Below are 17,282 nucleotides of genomic sequence, written 5' to 3'. Positions count from 1 at the left end.
CACCGTGCCATGTAAACGCGGTTCGCCCGGCGCCGGTCGGCCGGACGGCGGGGGCAGCTCATCGGACTTCCTGCTCGAAGTAATGCCGGTTGCGTTCGGCATCCTCGGTGGCGCGTTGCTCGGCGAGCTGGGCGAGGATTTCGGTGGCCAGCACGCCGCCGCGCACCGCGCCCGAGTCATCCACGGCCACACCGATTCCCGAAGGAGAGGAGATCGCGGCATCCAGCGCCTGCCGCAGATCACCTGTTGGTGTGAACAGTGAGCCACCCGCGGACATACTGTCGCGCAACGGCTGTCCGGCTCGGACCGCCTCGACGCCGGTGACATCGACCCAGCCGGTCGGTCGTGCGGCCGCGTCGACCACCAGTACCCAATCCCCGCGATCCAATCGCAGCCCGGACACATCGTCGGCGACGGCGGTCTGAATGTCGTGCAGCGGAATGTTATTCGCGCTGCGGAACGACAGGCCACGATAGCCGCGATCGCGGCCGACGAAATCGGCGACGAAATCTGTTGCGGGTTGCGACAGTACGCGCTGCGGCGGATCGAACTGCTGCAGTACGCCGCCACGCCCGAACACCGCGAGCCGGTCGCCGAGGGTGATCGCTTCGTCGATGTCGTGGGTGACGAAAACGATGGTCTTGTGCAATTCCGCCTGCAGCCTTTGCATTTCGATCTGTAGTTCGGCTCGCACCACCGGATCGACGGCGCTGAACGGTTCGTCCATCAGCAGCACCGGCGGATCGGCCGCCAAAGCCCTCGCGACGCCGACGCGTTGCTGCTGACCGCCCGACAATTGCGCGGGATAACGCCCGGCGAGCGAACGATCCAGGCCGACGCGATCCAGTACGTCGAGTGCCGCGGTACGCGCGGCCCGCCGCGAATCTCCCCGTAGCACCGGCACCGTCGCGACATTGTCGACGACGGTGCGGTGCGGCAGCAGTCCGCCGCTCTGGATCACGTATCCGATACCGAGGCGAAGCTTGACCGGATCGATCGCCGAAATATCTTGTTCGGCAATGGTGATCGTGCCCGACGTCGGGAGGGTCATCCGGTTGATCATCCGCATCGAGGTGGTCTTGCCGCAGCCGGATGGGCCGACGAATACGGTGAACGATCCCGATTCGATACGTAGGTCGAGATCGGTGACGGCGTGGGTGCCGTCGGGATAGGTCTTGCTGATATCGCGGAATTCGATATCGGACACGCTGGGCTCCCTTATCCGGCGGGCGTGTTCAGCCCTTGGGCGGCAACCCAGGCCACGGCCGCGGCCTTGGGCTCGGTCTTGCTGCTGCCGGAGACCGCGTCGTTGAGCTTGATCAGCTCGTCGGTGGTCAGCTTCGCGGAAACGGCGTTCAGCGCGGCGAGTGCCCTGTCCGACTGCTTGGCGGCGTTGAATAGCGGCACCACATTCTGGGCCGCGAAGTTGTGCTTCGGATCCTCCAGTACTACAAGGTTGTTCTGCGCGATGGCGGGCGAGGTGGTGAAGATATCGGCTGCGGTCACCTGACCTTCGACAAGTGCGCGGACGGTGGCGGGGCCGCCGCCGTCGGCGATCGGGACGAAATTTTCCGCGGCGATATCGAGGTTGTAGGTCTTCTTCAGACCGGGCAGCCCGCCTGCGCGTTCCTGGAATTCGGCGGGCGCACCGAACTTGACCTCGGCCGAATGCGCGGCCAGATCCGCGATCGAGTGCAGGTTCCAGCGATCGGCGGTTTCCTTGGTGACAACTACCGCGTCGGAATTCTGGCCGGGCGCGGGCGTGCCGATGACAAGGTCGGAGCCGAGTGCGGCGGGGAGCGCGGTGTCGATGTCGGTGGAACTCGTCGCGGTCGCGTTCTTGTCCAGGTACTGCAGCAGGTTGCCGGTGTATTCCGGAATCACCGAGATTGCGCATTGGCGCAATGCGGGGACATAGGCTTCGCGGCTACCGATATTGAAGCGGGTGTCGACCTCGAGCCCATTGACGCGCAACACTTCCGCGTACACATTGGCAACGGTCTCGGATTCCGGGAAGTTTGCCGAGCCGACTGTCAGCGTGTCACCCTCGCAGCTGCCCGAGGCCGCGAGCGGGTCGGAATTCCCACAGGCGGACAGGATCATGGCAGCGGCCAGGGCCGCGGCGGCGACAAGGAACCGGCTCGCGCGCAGCATTACACGCAGCGCCAACCGCCTGTGCCGCGCGGCATCAGGGGAAATCGTGGTTTTCACTGGGGTCCTTCCGGCAAGGGCGAGCGGTGCGACGGGCGGTGCCTGCACGGCCACCGGTACATTCTGGTTGTTCATACTGCCCGTTGCGTGGTGTTCGCGTGAGCTACGGAGAGATGGTGTCGCCGGATGTTGCTGGCCGCGTCGAGGCGGATATTGGCTCGGACCATGGTCGTCGCGGCCGTCGGCCTGGCCGTGTCCTGTGGAAACGACGATTCCGGTCCGATTATCTCCGTCGGCGCGGGGGATTCGGTGGAATCGAATCTGCTGGCGCACATCTATTCGGGTGCGCTGTCTCACACCGGTGCCCGCACGTCCGTCACCGCGAATCTCGGTGATCGTGGCAACTATCTGGCCGCGTTGGATGCGGGCACCGTCACGGTGGTCGGTGAACACACCGGTGAATTGCTCGAATTCCTGGACGCCAATTCGTCGGCGCGCAAGTCTGAGGTGGCCGCCGAGGTCGTGAATTCATCGGCACTCGCGCAGCTGTCGGTAACCGATGCGGTAAACCGGTCGCTGCCCGAGGGGCTGGCGGTCTCCGACCCCGCCGATGGCACCGATCTGCGCCCGCGGCTGCTCCTCGACGAGGTCACCGCACAGCGCGACGGGGTTCGATCGATCGGCGATCTCGCACCACGCTGCGGCGGACTCGAGGCAGGAGTCGCGCCGGTACCCGGCGTACTGCGCGCGCCTGCTACGCCCGAACCGGTGGCCGGTTGTGCCTTCGCGGTGACGAGGCCATACCCCGATGCGGGGGCACTGCGAAAAGCCCTGCTGGACGGTGAAATCCAGGCCGGGATCCTGACCGGTCCACCGGCCCTTGTCCCCGGCGCGACCGACGGACTGACCATCCTGTCCGACAACGACTACGCGGTGCGCGCCGAAAACGTTCTGTCGGTATACCGCAAGGGCCAGCTCGATGATCGTCAGATCCGGAAGTTGAACTACGTCGCGGGCGAGTTGACGACCGATGACCTGGCCGACATGATCCGCCGGATTCGCGACGGTGCGGCGGCTGCGGACGTGGCACGTGACTGGCTGGATACGCACGCCCTGTAGCTCCATCCGTTCCCATACGACGCGCGCTTTCGCGTCGTTTTCTATGTCACCTCTCACATTTCTGACCGGTCGAAACGTCTTGCTATCCGTTTATTCCGGGCCGTATATTCCATGTGGAATATTTAGTCGCCGAATATGTCGGGCGACGCGACTACCGTGGGTGGTCTCGGGACTCTGGAGGTAACCGTTATGGGTCAGCAGGGGCGAACCACAGTGACGCCATTGGCGATCGCCGTGCTCGCGCTGCTCGAAGAGCGGCCCATGCACCCCTATGAGATGTATCAACTACTTATTGCCCGGCACGAAGATGTGCTGGTGAAGGTGCGACCGGGCTCGCTATATCACACGGTCGCGCGGCTGGCCGGTCAAGAATTGGTGTCTGCCGAAGGCATCGGCCGCGAGGGAAACAGGCCCGAGCGAACGACCTACCGGATTTCGGAGAGCGGCCGGGCGGCATTGCGAGCCAGGGTCGCCGAAGTCCTGCGCAAACCCGCGCCGGAGTATCCGGTCTTCCCTGTCGGGCTCGCCGAAGCGCACAACCTGCCCAAGCCCGACGTGCTCGCCCTGCTGCGGGAGCGCCTCGAACACCTACAACGCGACCTCGCCGACGTGGAAACGATGGTGACACTGGCCGGTGCGAACGCGGTGCCGCGACGCTACTGGGTTGTGCTGCCGTACCTGCGCGCCACCCTGAGCACCGAAGTCACGTGGGTCGGCGACCTCATTACCGAAATCGATAGCGGCGAGATGGAGTGGGACGAGTTCGATGCGGAGACCGGTGCCCGGATCTCCGAGCGCAAGCACGCCCGGTCCGCCGACTTTTCGTCATCGGAGCTGAATCCGAGATAGGAACGAAACCCCATGTCCTCCCAACGTAACCCGTGGCTAGCGCTATTCGCGCTTGTCGTCGGCTTCTTCATGATCCTGCTGGACATGACGATCGTCGCGGTCGCCAACCCGGCGATCATGCGCGACCTCGGCGCCGATATCTCCCGGGTGATCTGGGTGACCAGCGCCTACCTGCTCACCTACGCGGTACCGCTGCTGGTTACCGGCAGGCTCGGTGATAGGTACGGCCCCAAGAACGTCTACCTCGTCGGTCTGGCCATCTTCACTGCCGCGTCGCTGTGGTGCGGACTGTCGGGATCGATCACCATGCTGATCGCCGCGCGCGCGGCGCAGGGCCTCGGTGCCGCGTTGATGACGCCGCAGACCATGGCCGTTATCACCAGGACCTTCCCACCGGACAAGCGTGGCGCGGCCATGGGTCTGTGGGGCGGCGTGGCCGGTCTCGCCACCCTGGTCGGCCCGATTCTCGGTGGTGTGCTGGTCGACGGGCTCGGCTGGGAGTGGATCTTCATCGTCAACGTCCCGGTCGGCATTGTCGCCTTCGCGCTCGCGGTCTGGCTGGTTCCATCGCTGCCGACCCATGAGCACAAGTTCGACATCCCGGGCGTCGTGTTGAGCGGAGTCGGTCTGTTCCTGCTGGTGTTCGGTATCCAGGAGGGCAATTCCTACGACTGGTCGCCGCGCATCTGGCTGATGATCGGTGCGGGTGCGCTCATGCTTGTGGTATTCGTGGTGAATCAGGCCCGCAATACCGGCGAACCCTTGCTGCCCCTGAGCCTGTTCCGAGACCGCAACTTCGGATTGTCGAACGTGGCCATCGCGTCGATGGGCGCGGCGGCCACGTCGATGATGTTGCCGTCGTACTTCTATCTGCAGGCCGTGCGCGAGATGTCACCGACCAGGTCCGCGTTGGTCTTCGCGCCGATGGCGATCGTCACGGGCATCTTCGCGCCGGTCATCGGCAAGTTCGCCGACCGGTTGCACCCGCGCCTCGTGCCGACCATCGGCTTCACCGGCTTCGCGGCTTCGGTTTTCTGGTTCGCGGCGTTGATGACACCGGATTCGTCGATCGTGTGGTTCCTGCTTTCGGCCGCGCTGGCCGGTGTCGCGAACGCCTGCATCTGGGCGCCGCTGGCCTCGACCGCCACGCATAACCTGCCGGTACAGCTCGCGGGCGCGGGCGCGGGCGTCTACAACACCACCCGCCAGGTGGGTTCGGTGCTCGGCAGCGCCGCTATCAGCGCCTTGATCGCGGCCCGCATGACCGCTAACGGACTGTCCGGTGGCAAGGTTTCCGAAGGCGGCGCCGGACCCGTTCCCGAATTCCTCGAGGACGCCTTCAGTACCGCCCTGAGCCAAGCCATCCTGCTGCCCGCGGGCATCCTGCTCATCGGCGTCATAGCCTCGGCCCTGTTCGTCCGCCACGGCCAGTCCAAGGTGGCAGGCCTCCAGGGCGAACCGACGAAGGCCGACACCGTCGCCGCGTGAGCCGGCACACCCAGGCCACGCGGGCTGCGCTGATTACCTGGTCTGATCGGGTCCCGCGCTCAGCTCACCTGGACTGTGGCCGACGGGTAGCCGGTGGCGCCGTCGGGGACTACGTCGCGGCGGTCGGAAGTTTGGGTTTCGCCGGTGTTGTCGGTGGCGCGGGCGCGGATGGTGTGCGGGCCGGGGGTGGCGTTCCAGTCATAGACCCATTGGCGCCAGGTGTCGATGGATTGTTCGGTGGACAGCCGGGCCGGTTGCCAGTCGCCGTTGTCGATCTGGACCTCGACCGATTTGATACCACGGTGCTGGGCCCAGGCGATGCCTGCGATGGAGGTAGGGCCGGCCGCGATCCGGGCCCGGGCGCGCGGTGTGTCGATGCGGGCCTCGGTTTTGATGGGACCTTCGGCGGACCAGCCGCGGCGGGTCCAGTAGGCGGTGGCGCGGTCGAACCGGGTGACCTCGAGTTCGGTCACCCATTTGGTGGCCGAGACATAGCCGTAGAGGCCGGGCACCACGAGCCGGGCCGGATAACCGTGCGCGACAGGTAGCGGTTCGCCGTTCATACCTACCGCAAGCATGGCGTCGCGTCCGTCGGTCAGAATGGCGAGCGGGCTGCCCGCGGTGAATCCGTCGATGCTGTGCGAGAGCACCATATCGGCGTCCGGGTGCGGGCCCGCCTCAGCGAGCAGGGCGTCGAGGCGGTAGCCGCGCCAGCGGGCATTACCGATCAGATCGCCGCCCACCGGATTCGACACGCAAGCCAGGGTCACCAGGCTTTCGACGGCGGTGCGATTCGCGAGATCGGCCCAGCTGATGGTGATTTCGCGATCGACCATGCCGTGGATGCGCAGCGACCAGTCATCGATGGACACCTGCGGCACGACCAGCGCGGTGTCGATTCGGTAGAAGTCGGAGTTCGACGTCAAATACGGTGTCAGACCCGGCAATCGCAGATCCACGTCGGGTGCGAGCGGTGTCGGCGGTGCGACCGGCTCGGGCAACCGTACGGCCGCCCGCTCGCCCGAAACGTTGTGCCGCTGCGCTCCGATCAGCCGCCCGCCGGCTCCCGCGATTACCGCCAGCCCGCCGGTGATCGCGAGCCCGCGCAGTACTAGCCGTCGCTGTGGTGTAGCCGCCGCGACGACGCCGTCACGGCTGTCGTCGGCGCGGTCGGCTGTCGCCTCCGATTGTGTCGGCGCCGCCCGTGCGCTCATATCGCGCGCGTCGGCGGATTCGGTAGATCCGACGGCCGCGTCGATGCGGTGGGTCAGCACTCGGAGCGCGAAAATGCCTGCGGCCACACCGATTACGGTGGGTAGCGCGCCCGCGACACCGGTCCGGTTGGCGGCGATAACTGCCGCGATGACACCGAACAGCGCTAGTAGCACCGAGCCGGCGGGACGAGTCGTGCGTTCGATGACACCCACCAGTCCCGCGACCACGATCGCGACCACCGCCATGCCGACGTACAGCACGGACTTGTCATTGGTGCCGAAGGTGGAGATGACCCATTCGCGCACTCCGTCAGGTGTGTGGTCGACGACGGTGTTGCCGATAGCGGCCAGCGGGGCACTATCGGATCCCGCGAAGGCGGCGATCACTTCGGCGACACCGAGCGCAAGCCCGACCGAAACGATCCCCGCCAGCACGCGTAGCCCACGCAGATCGGCCATGAACCGAGCCTACTGCCGTCCACAAAGACGCCGCCCGCGATTCGTTCGCGGACGGCGCCTTCGGTGGATCGGGTTCAGCTGTAGATCTTCTCGACCTCGGAGGCGTACTGCTTCATGACCACCGCACGCTTCAGCGACATCTTCGGGGTCAGCTCGCCGGTTTCCTGGGTCCAATCGACAGGCAGGATGCGGATCTTCTTGATCGCCTCGGCGCGCGAGACCTTCTTGTTGGTGTCGGCTACGGCCGCGTCGATCTCGGCTACCAGCCCCGCGTTCTCGATCAGCTTCTCGATCGGGGTATCGGCGGGCAGGTTGTGGCGTTCCTTCCAGCCCGGCAGCGCCTCGGGATCGAGGGTGATCAACGCACCGACGAACGGCTGGCCGTCGCCGACGACCATCACCTGGCTGATCAGCGGATGGGCCCGCAGTGAATCCTCCATCAGCGCGGGGGAGACGTTCTTACCGCCCGCGGTAACGATGATTTCCTTCTTGCGGCCGGTGATGGTGACGTACCCTTCGGCGTCGATGGCACCGAGGTCGCCGGTTTTGAACCAGCCGTCCGTGAAGGCGTCCTCGGTGGCTTCGGCATTGCCCCAGTAGCCATGGAACACGACCGATCCGCGCAGCAGCAACTCGCCATCCTCGGCGATCTTGACCCCGTGACCCTCGATCGGGCGGCCGACGGTGCCGACCCGGATGTTCTCCGGGGTGTTCGCGATGACGGCCGCAGTGGTCTCGGTGAGCCCGTAGCCCTCGAAGATGGTGACGCCGACGCCACGGAAGAAGTGGCCGAGCCGTGCGCCGAGCGGTCCGCCACCGGACACCGCCGCCTCGCACTGCCCGCCGAGCGCTTCGCGCAGCTTGCTGAAGACGAGCTTGTCGAACAGCGTGTGCTTGAGCTTGAGCACCAGGCCGGGCCCACCGTTGTCGAGCGACTCACTCCAGGCGATGGCGGTGTCGGCGGCGGCGTCGAAGATCTTGCCCTTGCCGCCGTCGTGCGCCTTCTGTTTGGCGCCGTTGAAGACCTTCTCGAAGACGCGCGGCACCGCGAGGATGAAATGCGGGCGGTAGCTTCCGAATTGGTCGACGAGCGTGGACCAATCGGAGCTGAACGCGAGAACCACCTTGGCGTCGAAGGCGGCCAGCGACACCGCGCGCGCGAACACGTGCGCGAGCGGCAGGAACATCAGTGTCTTCTTGCCCGCGGTGACGTATTTGCCCAGCGCGATGCGATCGGACTTCGACTCGGCGTAGAGGTTCGAGTGCGAAAGCATGACGCCCTTGGGGCGGCCGGTGGTGCCGGAGGTGTAGATCAGGGTCGCGGGTGAGGCCGCGTTGACCTGCGCGCGGCGCGTATGCACGGCCTCGTCGTCGAGTTCGGCACCGCGAGCGATGAGCTCATCGATAGCACCCTTGTCGAACTGGAGGGTTTCCTTCAGCTCGGTCAGTGCGCCCGCGTCGATCTCCCCGATGATCTTCCGGTGTTTGTCGCTGTCGACCACCAGTAGCTTGGTCGCGGAGTCCTGCAGGATCCACTTGGCCTGCTCGGCGGCGGAGCTGTCGTAGATGGCGACGGTGCAGCCACCGGCGGCCCAGACGGCGAAGTCGAGCACGACCCACTCGTAGCGGGTCGGGGCCATGATGGCGACGCGGTCGCCGAGTGCGATGCCCGAGGCGATGATTCCCTTGGCCACCCCGGTGACCGTCTTCGCGAATTCCGCGGCCGTCACATCGGCGAGGCTGCCGCTGCCGTCTGGAATGTTGAACAGCACCGTGCTGGGCGACTGCTCGGCATACCGAAAGACGTTATCGGAGTTGTTCGCGTCTTCGGGAATGGTATAGGAAGCCGGAACTTCGAACTCTTGCATCAGTGCCCTTCCACGTGGGTTAATCGCCAGTAATCTACGACACCTGCGACCATTGCGTCTGTTCGACCGCCGGAAACCGGTTCGAATCGAATATCTCCGCCGAGTTGCCGCCGCACCCGCGCGGTCGGACACAGTCCGTCGATAGTCCTGCGTCCGGCCGAGCGAAGGCACGGCTGCCGCTTTATCCTAAATCGCGAACGGAGACCGGTTGGATGGCTTCGCGCAGGAAACCGGACATTTCCGTCAGCACCGCCGCGGCCGGTGCGATGAGCGCCGCCTGCAATTGCGAAACGTGCCATAGCCCACGACTCTCGGTGAATCTGGCGTGCACGCCCGCTGCCCGCAACGCGGCAACCAAATCCACGCATTGCGTGTGCAGCAGCTCGCTGACGTCGACCTGGACGTAGGTCGGCGGGAGCCCGGTCAGTGTGCCGTGCAGCGGCGCGTAGCCGGTATCCTGCCCGTCACCGTCACCGAGGTAGGCGGCGGCGCAGGCACGCGACCACGGCTTGCTGACCACCAGATCGCGCGGAATATTCAACGTACGCATGGGATCCCTCGACAGTGCTCAGGGTAGGAACCGGCGGTTCACGACGGACGCGATTCGCTGGTAGCCGGAAGCGGTGACGCGGACGAACACGTCGAGCAGCTTCGCCTCCCAGCCGATCAGCACCCGCCCGTGACCTTTGCGGACGCCCTCGGTGATGGTCTGCGCGGCCATTTCCGGGGTGTGGATGGCCAGCTTCGCGTCGAACATCGACGCCGCGTTCTTGCCGTCGATGCCATCGGCGTAGGTGGCGTTGCGGGCGACAGCGGTCTTGATGCCGCCGGGATGCACACAGGTCACCTTCACCGGATGCCTGCCGACCAGCATTTCCTGACGCAGCGACTCGGTGAATCCGCGCACCGCGAACTTGGCGGAGTTGTAAGCACTTTGGCCGGGCACGGCGATCAGGCCGAACAGGCTGGAGATATTGACGACGTGACCGGCGCCGGACTCCATGAGCAGCGGCAGGAACGCCTTGGTGCCGTTGACGACGCCCCAGAAGTCGACGTCCATGATCCGCTCGATGTCCTTGAACTCGCACTTGATCACTTCGCCGTGGTATGCGATACCTGCGTTGTTGTAGATCTGGTGCACCGTGCCGAAATGCGCCTGCACGGCCTCGGCGTACAGCAGAACCGCTTTGCGCTCGGCCACATTGAGCGGATCGGACTTGACCTCGGCGCCGAGCGCCGCACAGCGGCGCGCGGTCTCGGCCAGCCCCTCGGCGTCGATATCCGATAGCGCGAGCTTGGCGCCGCGCTTGGCCAGATTCTCGGCGAGCGCTCGGCCGATGCCGGAGCCCGCACCCGTAATCACACAGACCTTGTCCGTAAAGTAAGCATCATCGCGCCCACCCTTCTCCCGACCGCCGCCCCTCATGGAATCGCTACGCGATGCTGCATTCACTGTGCTGTCACCACTTTCAGGTTGTTTCGGGAGTTGTCGCTACTGGTCTCGTAGGCGGCCACATCGAATGACTTGGTCAACCGGCGGAATTCGAAGGTGAAGTCCGGCCACAGCGTGGTGTTGTTGCCGTGCTTATCGAGGTACCAACTGGCGCAGCCGCCGTTGTTCCAGACGCTACCTTCCAGTTTGCTCCGCAGGCTCGCGTTGTAGGCGTCCTGGATGTCGCGGCGCACCTCGACGGTGTTCAGGCCGAGCCGGTCCACGGTGGCCAGCGCGTCGGCGATGTAGTTGATCTGCGATTCGATCATGTACACCATCGAGGTGTGGCCGAGGCCGACGTTCGGTCCGAGTAGGAAGAACATATTGGGGAAGTTGGCGATGGACGAGCCCTTGTAGCCCTGCTGCCCGAGATCGTCGAAAACCTCCGATAGCGTGCGGCCGTCCTTGCCGGTGATGGTGTTGTACGCGGGGGAGTCGGTGACGTGGAAGCCGGTGGCCACGACCAGTGCGTCGATCTCGCGCTCGGTGCCGTCCCTGGTGACGATCGAGTTCTTGCGCACCTCGGCGACGCCGTCGGTGACCACGTCCACGTTGTCGCGGCTCAGCGCCGGGTAGTAATCGTTGGAGATCAGCATGCGCTTGCAGCCGATCCGGAAATTCGGGGTCACCTTGGCGCGCAGTTCGCGATCGCGGACCTCGTAGCGCAGTTTGGCCTTGGCGATCAGCTCGAATGCCTGCATGAGCGCGGGAACCTTGGCCAGACCGACGACCTGGGTTTCGCGTGCGGCGTAGATGGCGGCGCGCGAAAGGCGCTGGAAGCCGGGGATGTGTTTGAAGGCCAGGCGCTCGGGTCGCGTGTACGGCCGGTCCATACGGGGCAGCAGCCACGGCGCGGTGCGCTGGTACACGTCGAGATGGGCGACCATCGGTGCGATGGACGGCACGATCTGGATGGCCGAGGCGCCGGTGCCGATTACGGCGACGCGCTTGCCGGTCAGGTCGGCGTCGTGGTTCCAGCGGGCCGAGTGGAAGACCGCACCCTCGAAACCGGTGATGCCCTTGATATCCGGTAGTGCGGGCTCGCACAGCGCGCCGACCGCCGAGACCACGGTGTCGGCGGTGAAGCTGCCCTTGGTCGACTCGACCTCCCACTGGGAAGTGTCGCTGTTCCAGCGGGCGCTGGTCACGTCGCAGTCGAAAATGTGCTTGTCGAGCACGTTGTACTTCTTGGCGACGCCCTGGATGTACTGCTGGATTTCGCCCTGCTTGGAGAACGAGCGCGACCAGTCCGGGTTCAGTGCGAAGGAGTACGAGTACAGGTGTGAGGGCACGTCGCAGGCCGCGCCGGGGTAAGTGTTGTCGCGCCAGGTGCCACCGACATCGCTGCCGCGCTCCAGGACCAGGAAATCGTTGCGGCCCTGCTGGGTCAACCTGATGGCCAGGCCGAGCCCGGCGAACCCGCTGCCGATGATGACGGTCTTCACATGGCGGACGGGGAGGTTGGCGACAGCTTTGTCTGTAACCTTGCGACTCATGTAAGAAACCCTACGGGCTTATTGAGTGCGAGTCAACGGTATTGACTCGCGTTCAGTAAGATAGTCGGCGTGAGTACCAAAGGCATCGGCGAAACCGTAAAGCGCACCCGGCTCAGCCCGGGCGAGCGCCGCACGCAGTTGATCACCCTGGGCGCCGAGATGCTCGGCGAACGTGCCGTCGAAGACATCTCCATCACCGAGATCGCCGAACAGGCGGGCATCTCCCGTGGCCTGCTGTTCCACTACTTCCCGACCAAACAGGACTTCCAGCTCGCGATCGTCCGCCACGCCAACGCCGAACTGCTGGAAACCGTCACCCCCGACCGCAATCTCGGCGTCTTCGATATGCTGCGCGATTGCATCGAGCGCTACATCGGCTACGTCAGCGAGAACCGCACGTCGTATCAGTCGCTGCTGCGCGGTCCTACCAGCGCCAGCCCCGATGTGGTCCCGCTGGTCGACCAAACCCGCGACGCCATTGTCGCGATCATTCTCACCGAAGCCCCCATTCCGATGGATGACACCGACCGCCCCCGCCTCACCCTCGCCGTCCGAGGCTGGATCGCGTTCGTCGAGGAAACCACGCTGAGCTGGCTGCGCGACGAACCGATCACCCGCGAACAATTGGTCGACCTACTCGTGGAATCCCTACTGGCACTCGCTCTTTCGCTCAGCCCCACGCTCGCTGCCGCCTTGCGTGAATAGGCTCGGTGCCTGCGGCGGTTCGAACCCGCCACAATCATTCTCGCCGGAGCCCGCTGGTGGGGATCGCCGTCCGGATGCGATCGCGAGGATTCGCCCTACACTCGGCGGCATGTCTGTTCGACGGCTGATCGTCCTGTGTCTGCTCACCCTGCTCGCCCCGTTCGCGGTGGCCGCCTGCACCATCGAAGGCTCGGGCGCGAAGTCCGAATGCGATACCAGCGGCTGCACGGTCACCTTCAATCGTGGTGTGAACGCGAAGGTGAGCGTCCTCGGTGTGGACGCGGAACTCGTCGCCGTGGACGGTAATCAGACCACTCTTAAGGTGGGTGGCCAGGAGGTCACCGTCCCCGTCGGCCACAGCCAATCCGCCGAGGGCATCGCCATCACGGTCCAGGATGTCACCGATGAGAAGGTGGTCGTCAAATTCTCCACCGGCCTCAACGGCGGCTGATCGATACCCCGCGCCCCGCGGGTGAAAACAGCAACGCCGGGCCGAATTGCTCTGGTGTGGAGCAGATCCGGTCCGGCGTTGGGTTGACGGGTTAGCCGACTAGCTGGTGGGCTCGAAGGCTTCGTCGATGATTTCTTGCTGTTCCACCGCGTGCACCTTGCTGGAGCCCGAAGAGGGGGCCGACATTGCGCGCCGCGAGATGCGGCGGAGCTTGGTGAAGCGCTCCGGGAGGATCTCGGGGAGGTTGAGGCCGAAGAACGGCCAGGCGCCCTGGTTGGCCGGTTCCTCCTGGACCCAGGCGATGTCGGTGGCCTTGGGGTAGCTGGCAAGGGCCTCGTTGAGGCGGAACTTGGGCAGCGGGTAGAGCTGCTCGATCCGCACGATCGCGACGTCCTCGCGGTTGTCCTTGGCCTTCGCCGCGACCAACTCGTAGTAGAGCTTGCCGCTGGTCATCAGGACCCGCTTGACCTTGCTGCCGTCACCGATGCCCTGCTCGTAGGTGGGCTCGTTGAACACCGAGTGGAACTTCGATTCGGTGAAGTCCTTCAGGTCCGACACCACGGCCTTGTTGCGCAGCATCGACTTCGGGGTGAAGACGATCAGCGGGCGACGGATGCCATCGAGCGCGTGACGCCGCAGCAGGTGGAAGTAGTTCGCCGGCGTGGACGGCACCGCGACGGTCATCGAGCCCTCGGCGCACAGCTGCAGGAATCGCTCGATACGACCGGAGGTGTGGTCGGGACCCTGGCCTTCGTGGCCGTGCGGCAGCAGCAGCGCGACATTCGAGAGCTGGCCCCACTTGGCCTCACCGGAGGAGATGAACTCGTCGATGATCGACTGCGCGCCGTTGACGAAGTCACCGAACTGCGCCTCCCACAACACGAGTGCGCCGGGGTTACCGAGTGAGTAGCCGTACTCGAAGCCGACCGCCGCGTATTCACTCAGCGCCGAGTCGTGCACCGCGAACCAACCGGGGTTGGAGCTGCCGATGTTGTGCAGCGGGGTGTACTCCTCGGCGGTCTTGCGGTCGATGATCACCGAATGCCGCTGAGTGAACGTGCCACGACGCGAGTCCTGGCCGGTGAGCCGCACGGCCGTGCCCTCATCGATCAGCGTGCCGAAGGCCATGAGTTCGGCGAAGGCCCAGTCGACCTTGCCCTCGTAGGCCATCTCGCGACGTTTCTCGAGCACCGGCTTGACGCGCGGGTGCACACTGAACCCGTCGGGCACATTGAGGAACGCGTCGCCGATGCGCTGCAGCACCGTCTTATCGACGGCCGTCACGACGGTGGTCGGCACCTGCTGGTCGCCCTCGACGGATTCGCTCGGCTCCGGGGTGTACTTCTCCAGCTCACGGACCTCGTTGAAGACCCGCTCCAGCTGACCCTGGTAGTCGCGCAGGGCGTCCTCGGCCTCTTTCATGGAGATGTCGCCACGGCCGATCAGGCTCTCGGTGTACGCCTTGCGGACCGAACGCTTGGTATCGATGACGTCGTACATGTACGGCTGGGTCATCGACGGGTCGTCGCCCTCGTTGTGGCCACGGCGCCGGTAGCAGATCATGTCGATCACGACGTCCTTGCGGAACTTCTGCTTGAAGTCCACCGCGAGGCGTGCCACCCAGTCACACGATTCCGGGTCGTCGCCGTTGACGTGGAAGATCGGCGCACCGATGAACTTCGCGATGTCCGTCGAGTATTCGGTGGTACGGCTGTTCTCCGGTGCCGTGGTGAAACCGATCTGGTTGTTCACCACGATGTGGATGGTGCCGCCGACGCGGTAGCCGCGCAGACCCGACAGGTTCAGCGTTTCGGCGACCACGCCCTGACCGGCGAACGCCGCGTCACCGTGGAGCATCAACGGGACAACGGAGTAGCCCTCGGGGCCGTCGCCCTTGTCGAGGATGTCCTGCTTGGCGCGGGCCAGACCCTCTAGCACCGGGTCGACCGCCTCGAGGTGCGACGGGTTGGCGGTCAGCGAGACGTCGATCTCGTTGTCGCCGAACATCTGCAGGTAGGTGCCGTGTGCGCCGAGGTGGTACTTCACGTCGCCCGAGCCGTGCGCGCCCGCCGGGTTCATGTTGCCCTCGAACTCGGTGAAGATCTTCGAGTACGGCTTGCCGACGATATTGGCCAGCACATTGAGGCGACCGCGGTGCGGCATACCGATGATGACCTCGTCGAGCGAGTGCTCGGCGCACTGGTCGATGACCGCGTCCATCATCGGGATGACGGTCTCGGCGCCCTCGAGCGAGAAGCGCTTCTGGCCGACGTACTTGGTCTGCAGGAAGGTCTCGAACGCCTCCGCCGCGTTCAACCGGTTCAGGATGTACTTCTGTTGCGCGACAGTCGGTTTCGCGTGCTTCTGCTCGACCCGCTCCTGGATCCACTGCAGCTGCTCGGTCTCGAGGATGTGGGTGTACTCCACGCCGACGTGGCGGCAGTACGCGTCGCGCAGCACCGAGAGCACGTCGCGCAGCTTCATCCGCTCCTGTCCGTGGAAGCCGCCGACGTTGAACTCGCGGTCCAGATCCCACAGGGTCAGGCCGTGCTGGGTGACATCGAGGTCGGGGTGGCTGCGGAACTTGTCCTTCACCAGCCGCAGCGGATCGGTGTCGGCCATCAGGTGACCGCGATTACGGTAGGCCGCAATCATTTCCAGCACCCGGGAGCTCTTGTCGACGCCGCGCTCGCGGATGTCCTTGCGCCAGCGGACCGGTTCGTAGGGCACCCCGAGACCGTGGAAGATCTCGTCGTAGAACTCGTCGCTGATCAGCAGCTGGTGGATGGTGCGCAGGAAGTCGCCGGACTCCGCGCCCTGGATGATGCGGTGATCGTAGGTGGAGGTCAGCGTCATCAGCTTGCCGATACCGATATCGGCGATGCGCTCCTCACTCATGCCCTGGAACTCGGCCGGGTACTCCATGGCCCCCGCGCCGACGATCGCACCCTGACCCGGCATCAGCCTGGGCACCGAGTGCACGGTGCCGATGGTGCCCGGGTTGGTCAGCGAGACGGTGACGCCGGTGAAGTCCTCGGTGGTCAGCTTGCCGTCACGAGCCCGGCGCACGATGTCCTCGTAGGCAGTGTGGAACTGCCCGAACGACATCTCTTCGCAGCCCTTGATGGCGGCCACGGCCAGCGTGCGGCTGCCGTCCTTGCCCCGCAGGTCGATGGCCAGGCCGAGGTTGGTGTGCGCGGGAGTGACCGCGTTCGGCTTGCCGTCGACCTCGGTGAAGTGCCGGTTCATATTGGGGAATGCCTTGACCCCCTGCACGATCGCGTAGCCGAGCAGGTGGGTGAAGGAGATCTTGCCGCCCCGGGTGCGGGCGAGGTGGTTGTTGATAACCAGCCGGTTGTCGATCATCAGCTTCGCCGGGATGGCACGCACGCTCGTCGCGGTGGGGATGGTCAGCGAGGCGGACATGTTCTTCACGATCGCGGCGGCCGCGCCGCGCAGCACCTTCGTCTCGTCTGAGGCGGGTCCGGCGGGCTTGGGGCCGCCGGAGGTGGGCGCCGCGTTCGAGATGGGCGCCGGGGTGGTCTGTGGGGTGCGCGTGGTGGCCTTGGCCGCGACGGTGGGCCGCGCTACGGCTGGAGCCGGAGTAGGAGCCGGGGCCGGGGTGGGAGCCGGGGCCGGGGTGGGAGCCGGTGCGGCGGGAGCTACTGCGGCGGGAGCCGGCGCGGGGCTGGGTGCCGCGACGACCGGCGCGGCTGCGGCGGGCTGGCTGTTACCGGAATCACCAGTGACTTCGGGCGTGTAATCAGCGAGGAACTCATGCCAACTCTCATCTACCGAAGATGGATCCTGTTTGAACTTCTGATACATCTCATCGACTAGCCACTGGTTCTGTCCGAACTGGGAAGTTGAGCTGCTCACAGCAGGTGTTCGCCTCATTTCGTTCTTCGCGCTGCGACGTTTGTGACGTGCCCGGCACGGGGATCAGCTGATGCGCGCCGATGCGCCCTATCTGAGGATAGGCCCAGCAGC

At 65.3% G+C, this 17,282-nt stretch carries 13 protein-coding genes; 5 read left to right on the top strand and 8 right to left on the bottom strand.

The window, feature by feature from the left end:
• Positions 1 to 58: 58 nt before the first annotated feature.
• Together LKE06_RS01395 and LKE06_RS01390 are read right to left on the bottom strand one after the other, a co-directional pair.
• Complete coding sequence (locus tag LKE06_RS01395; protein ID WP_227996483.1) at positions 59 to 1,207, bottom strand: ABC transporter ATP-binding protein; 1,149 nt, start codon at positions 1,205 to 1,207, stop codon at positions 59 to 61.
• 11 nt (positions 1,208 to 1,218) lie between these two features.
• On the bottom strand, positions 1,219 to 2,154 hold the full coding sequence (locus tag LKE06_RS01390; RefSeq protein ID WP_305082800.1) for an ABC transporter substrate-binding protein: 936 nt from the start codon (positions 2,152 to 2,154) through the stop codon (positions 1,219 to 1,221).
• A 183-nt stretch (positions 2,155 to 2,337) separates the two neighbouring features.
• On the opposite strand from LKE06_RS01390, the gene LKE06_RS01385 reads away from it, so the two are divergent.
• The 3 genes from LKE06_RS01385 (at position 2,338) to LKE06_RS01375 (ending at position 5,607) form a co-directional block, all read left to right on the top strand.
• Positions 2,338 to 3,270 carry a glycine betaine ABC transporter substrate-binding protein gene (locus LKE06_RS01385; RefSeq protein ID WP_227996481.1) on the top strand — a complete coding sequence of 311 codons (933 nt, stop codon included), beginning with the start codon at positions 2,338 to 2,340 and terminating at the stop codon, positions 3,268 to 3,270.
• 189 nt (positions 3,271 to 3,459) lie between these two features.
• Positions 3,460 to 4,119, top strand: coding sequence for a PadR family transcriptional regulator (locus tag LKE06_RS01380; protein WP_227996479.1), 660 nt, complete (start codon positions 3,460 to 3,462; stop codon positions 4,117 to 4,119).
• A 12-nt stretch (positions 4,120 to 4,131) separates the two neighbouring features.
• On the top strand, positions 4,132 to 5,607 hold the full coding sequence (locus LKE06_RS01375; RefSeq protein ID WP_227996477.1) for a DHA2 family efflux MFS transporter permease subunit: 1,476 nt from the start codon (positions 4,132 to 4,134) through the stop codon (positions 5,605 to 5,607).
• 59 nt (positions 5,608 to 5,666) lie between these two features.
• On the opposite strand, the gene LKE06_RS01370 is transcribed toward LKE06_RS01375, so the two are convergent.
• The 5 genes from LKE06_RS01370 to LKE06_RS01350 all read right to left on the bottom strand — a co-directional run bounded on the left by LKE06_RS01370 (position 5,667) and on the right by LKE06_RS01350 (position 12,136).
• On the bottom strand, positions 5,667 to 7,280 hold the full coding sequence (locus LKE06_RS01370; protein ID WP_227996476.1) for a molybdopterin-dependent oxidoreductase: 1,614 nt from the start codon (positions 7,278 to 7,280) through the stop codon (positions 5,667 to 5,669).
• Positions 7,281 to 7,354: 74 nt separating this feature from the next.
• Positions 7,355 to 9,148, bottom strand: coding sequence for an AMP-dependent synthetase/ligase (locus LKE06_RS01365; protein ID WP_227996474.1), 1,794 nt, complete (start codon positions 9,146 to 9,148; stop codon positions 7,355 to 7,357).
• A 181-nt stretch (positions 9,149 to 9,329) separates the two neighbouring features.
• Positions 9,330 to 9,698 carry an alpha/beta hydrolase gene (locus LKE06_RS01360; protein ID WP_227996473.1) on the bottom strand — a complete coding sequence of 123 codons (369 nt, stop codon included), beginning with the start codon at positions 9,696 to 9,698 and terminating at the stop codon, positions 9,330 to 9,332.
• Positions 9,699 to 9,716: 18 nt separating this feature from the next.
• Positions 9,717 to 10,574, bottom strand: coding sequence for an SDR family NAD(P)-dependent oxidoreductase (locus LKE06_RS01355; protein WP_227999230.1), 858 nt, complete (start codon positions 10,572 to 10,574; stop codon positions 9,717 to 9,719).
• 23 nt (positions 10,575 to 10,597) lie between these two features.
• A complete protein-coding gene (locus LKE06_RS01350; RefSeq protein ID WP_227996471.1) occupies positions 10,598 to 12,136 on the bottom strand; it encodes a flavin-containing monooxygenase in 1,539 nt (512 codons plus the stop codon).
• A gap of 69 nt (positions 12,137 to 12,205) precedes the next feature.
• Here LKE06_RS01350 and LKE06_RS01345 point away from each other — a divergent pair, with 69 nt between their 5' ends.
• Together LKE06_RS01345 and LKE06_RS01340 are read left to right on the top strand one after the other, a co-directional pair.
• Positions 12,206 to 12,841 carry a TetR/AcrR family transcriptional regulator gene (locus tag LKE06_RS01345; protein WP_227996470.1) on the top strand — a complete coding sequence of 212 codons (636 nt, stop codon included), beginning with the start codon at positions 12,206 to 12,208 and terminating at the stop codon, positions 12,839 to 12,841.
• 109 nt (positions 12,842 to 12,950) lie between these two features.
• A complete protein-coding gene (locus tag LKE06_RS01340) occupies positions 12,951 to 13,292 on the top strand; it encodes a hypothetical protein (RefSeq protein WP_227996468.1) in 342 nt (113 codons plus the stop codon).
• A gap of 99 nt (positions 13,293 to 13,391) precedes the next feature.
• Here LKE06_RS01340 and LKE06_RS01335 read toward each other — a convergent pair whose 3' ends face one another.
• Positions 13,392 to 17,189, bottom strand: coding sequence for a multifunctional oxoglutarate decarboxylase/oxoglutarate dehydrogenase thiamine pyrophosphate-binding subunit/dihydrolipoyllysine-residue succinyltransferase subunit (locus tag LKE06_RS01335; RefSeq protein ID WP_227996466.1), 3,798 nt, complete (start codon positions 17,187 to 17,189; stop codon positions 13,392 to 13,394).
• Positions 17,190 to 17,282 lie beyond the last annotated feature (93 nt).

This window comes from Nocardia australiensis (genome assembly GCF_020733705.1).
GTDB classification, from domain to species: Bacteria; Actinomycetota; Actinomycetes; order Mycobacteriales; family Mycobacteriaceae; genus Nocardia; species Nocardia australiensis.
The sequence above is the reverse complement of the archived record's forward strand: the minus strand, read 5'-3'. Positions and strand labels throughout refer to the sequence as shown.

Bases quoted from the DNA above. Each gene is read 5' to 3' on its own strand.
- LKE06_RS01360 (WP_227996473.1), bottom strand. From the start codon at position 9,698: ATGCGTACGTTGAATATTCCGCGCGATCTGGTGGTCAGCAAGCCGTGG.
- LKE06_RS01385 (WP_227996481.1), top strand. From the start codon at position 2,338: ATGTTGCTGGCCGCGTCGAGGCGGATATTGGCTCGGACCATGGTCGTC.
- LKE06_RS01340 (WP_227996468.1), top strand. From the start codon at position 12,951: ATGTCTGTTCGACGGCTGATCGTCCTGTGTCTGCTCACCCTGCTCGCC.
- LKE06_RS01335 (WP_227996466.1), bottom strand. From the start codon at position 17,189: ATGAGGCGAACACCTGCTGTGAGCAGCTCAACTTCCCAGTTCGGACAG.
- LKE06_RS01375 (WP_227996477.1), top strand. From the start codon at position 4,132: ATGTCCTCCCAACGTAACCCGTGGCTAGCGCTATTCGCGCTTGTCGTC.
- LKE06_RS01380 (WP_227996479.1), top strand. From the start codon at position 3,460: ATGGGTCAGCAGGGGCGAACCACAGTGACGCCATTGGCGATCGCCGTG.
- LKE06_RS01355 (WP_227999230.1), bottom strand. From the start codon at position 10,574: ATGAGGGGCGGCGGTCGGGAGAAGGGTGGGCGCGATGATGCTTACTTT.
- LKE06_RS01370 (WP_227996476.1), bottom strand. From the start codon at position 7,280: ATGGCCGATCTGCGTGGGCTACGCGTGCTGGCGGGGATCGTTTCGGTC.
- LKE06_RS01365 (WP_227996474.1), bottom strand. From the start codon at position 9,148: ATGCAAGAGTTCGAAGTTCCGGCTTCCTATACCATTCCCGAAGACGCG.
- LKE06_RS01390 (WP_305082800.1), bottom strand. From the start codon at position 2,154: ATGCTGCGCGCGAGCCGGTTCCTTGTCGCCGCCGCGGCCCTGGCCGCT.
- LKE06_RS01350 (WP_227996471.1), bottom strand. From the start codon at position 12,136: ATGAGTCGCAAGGTTACAGACAAAGCTGTCGCCAACCTCCCCGTCCGC.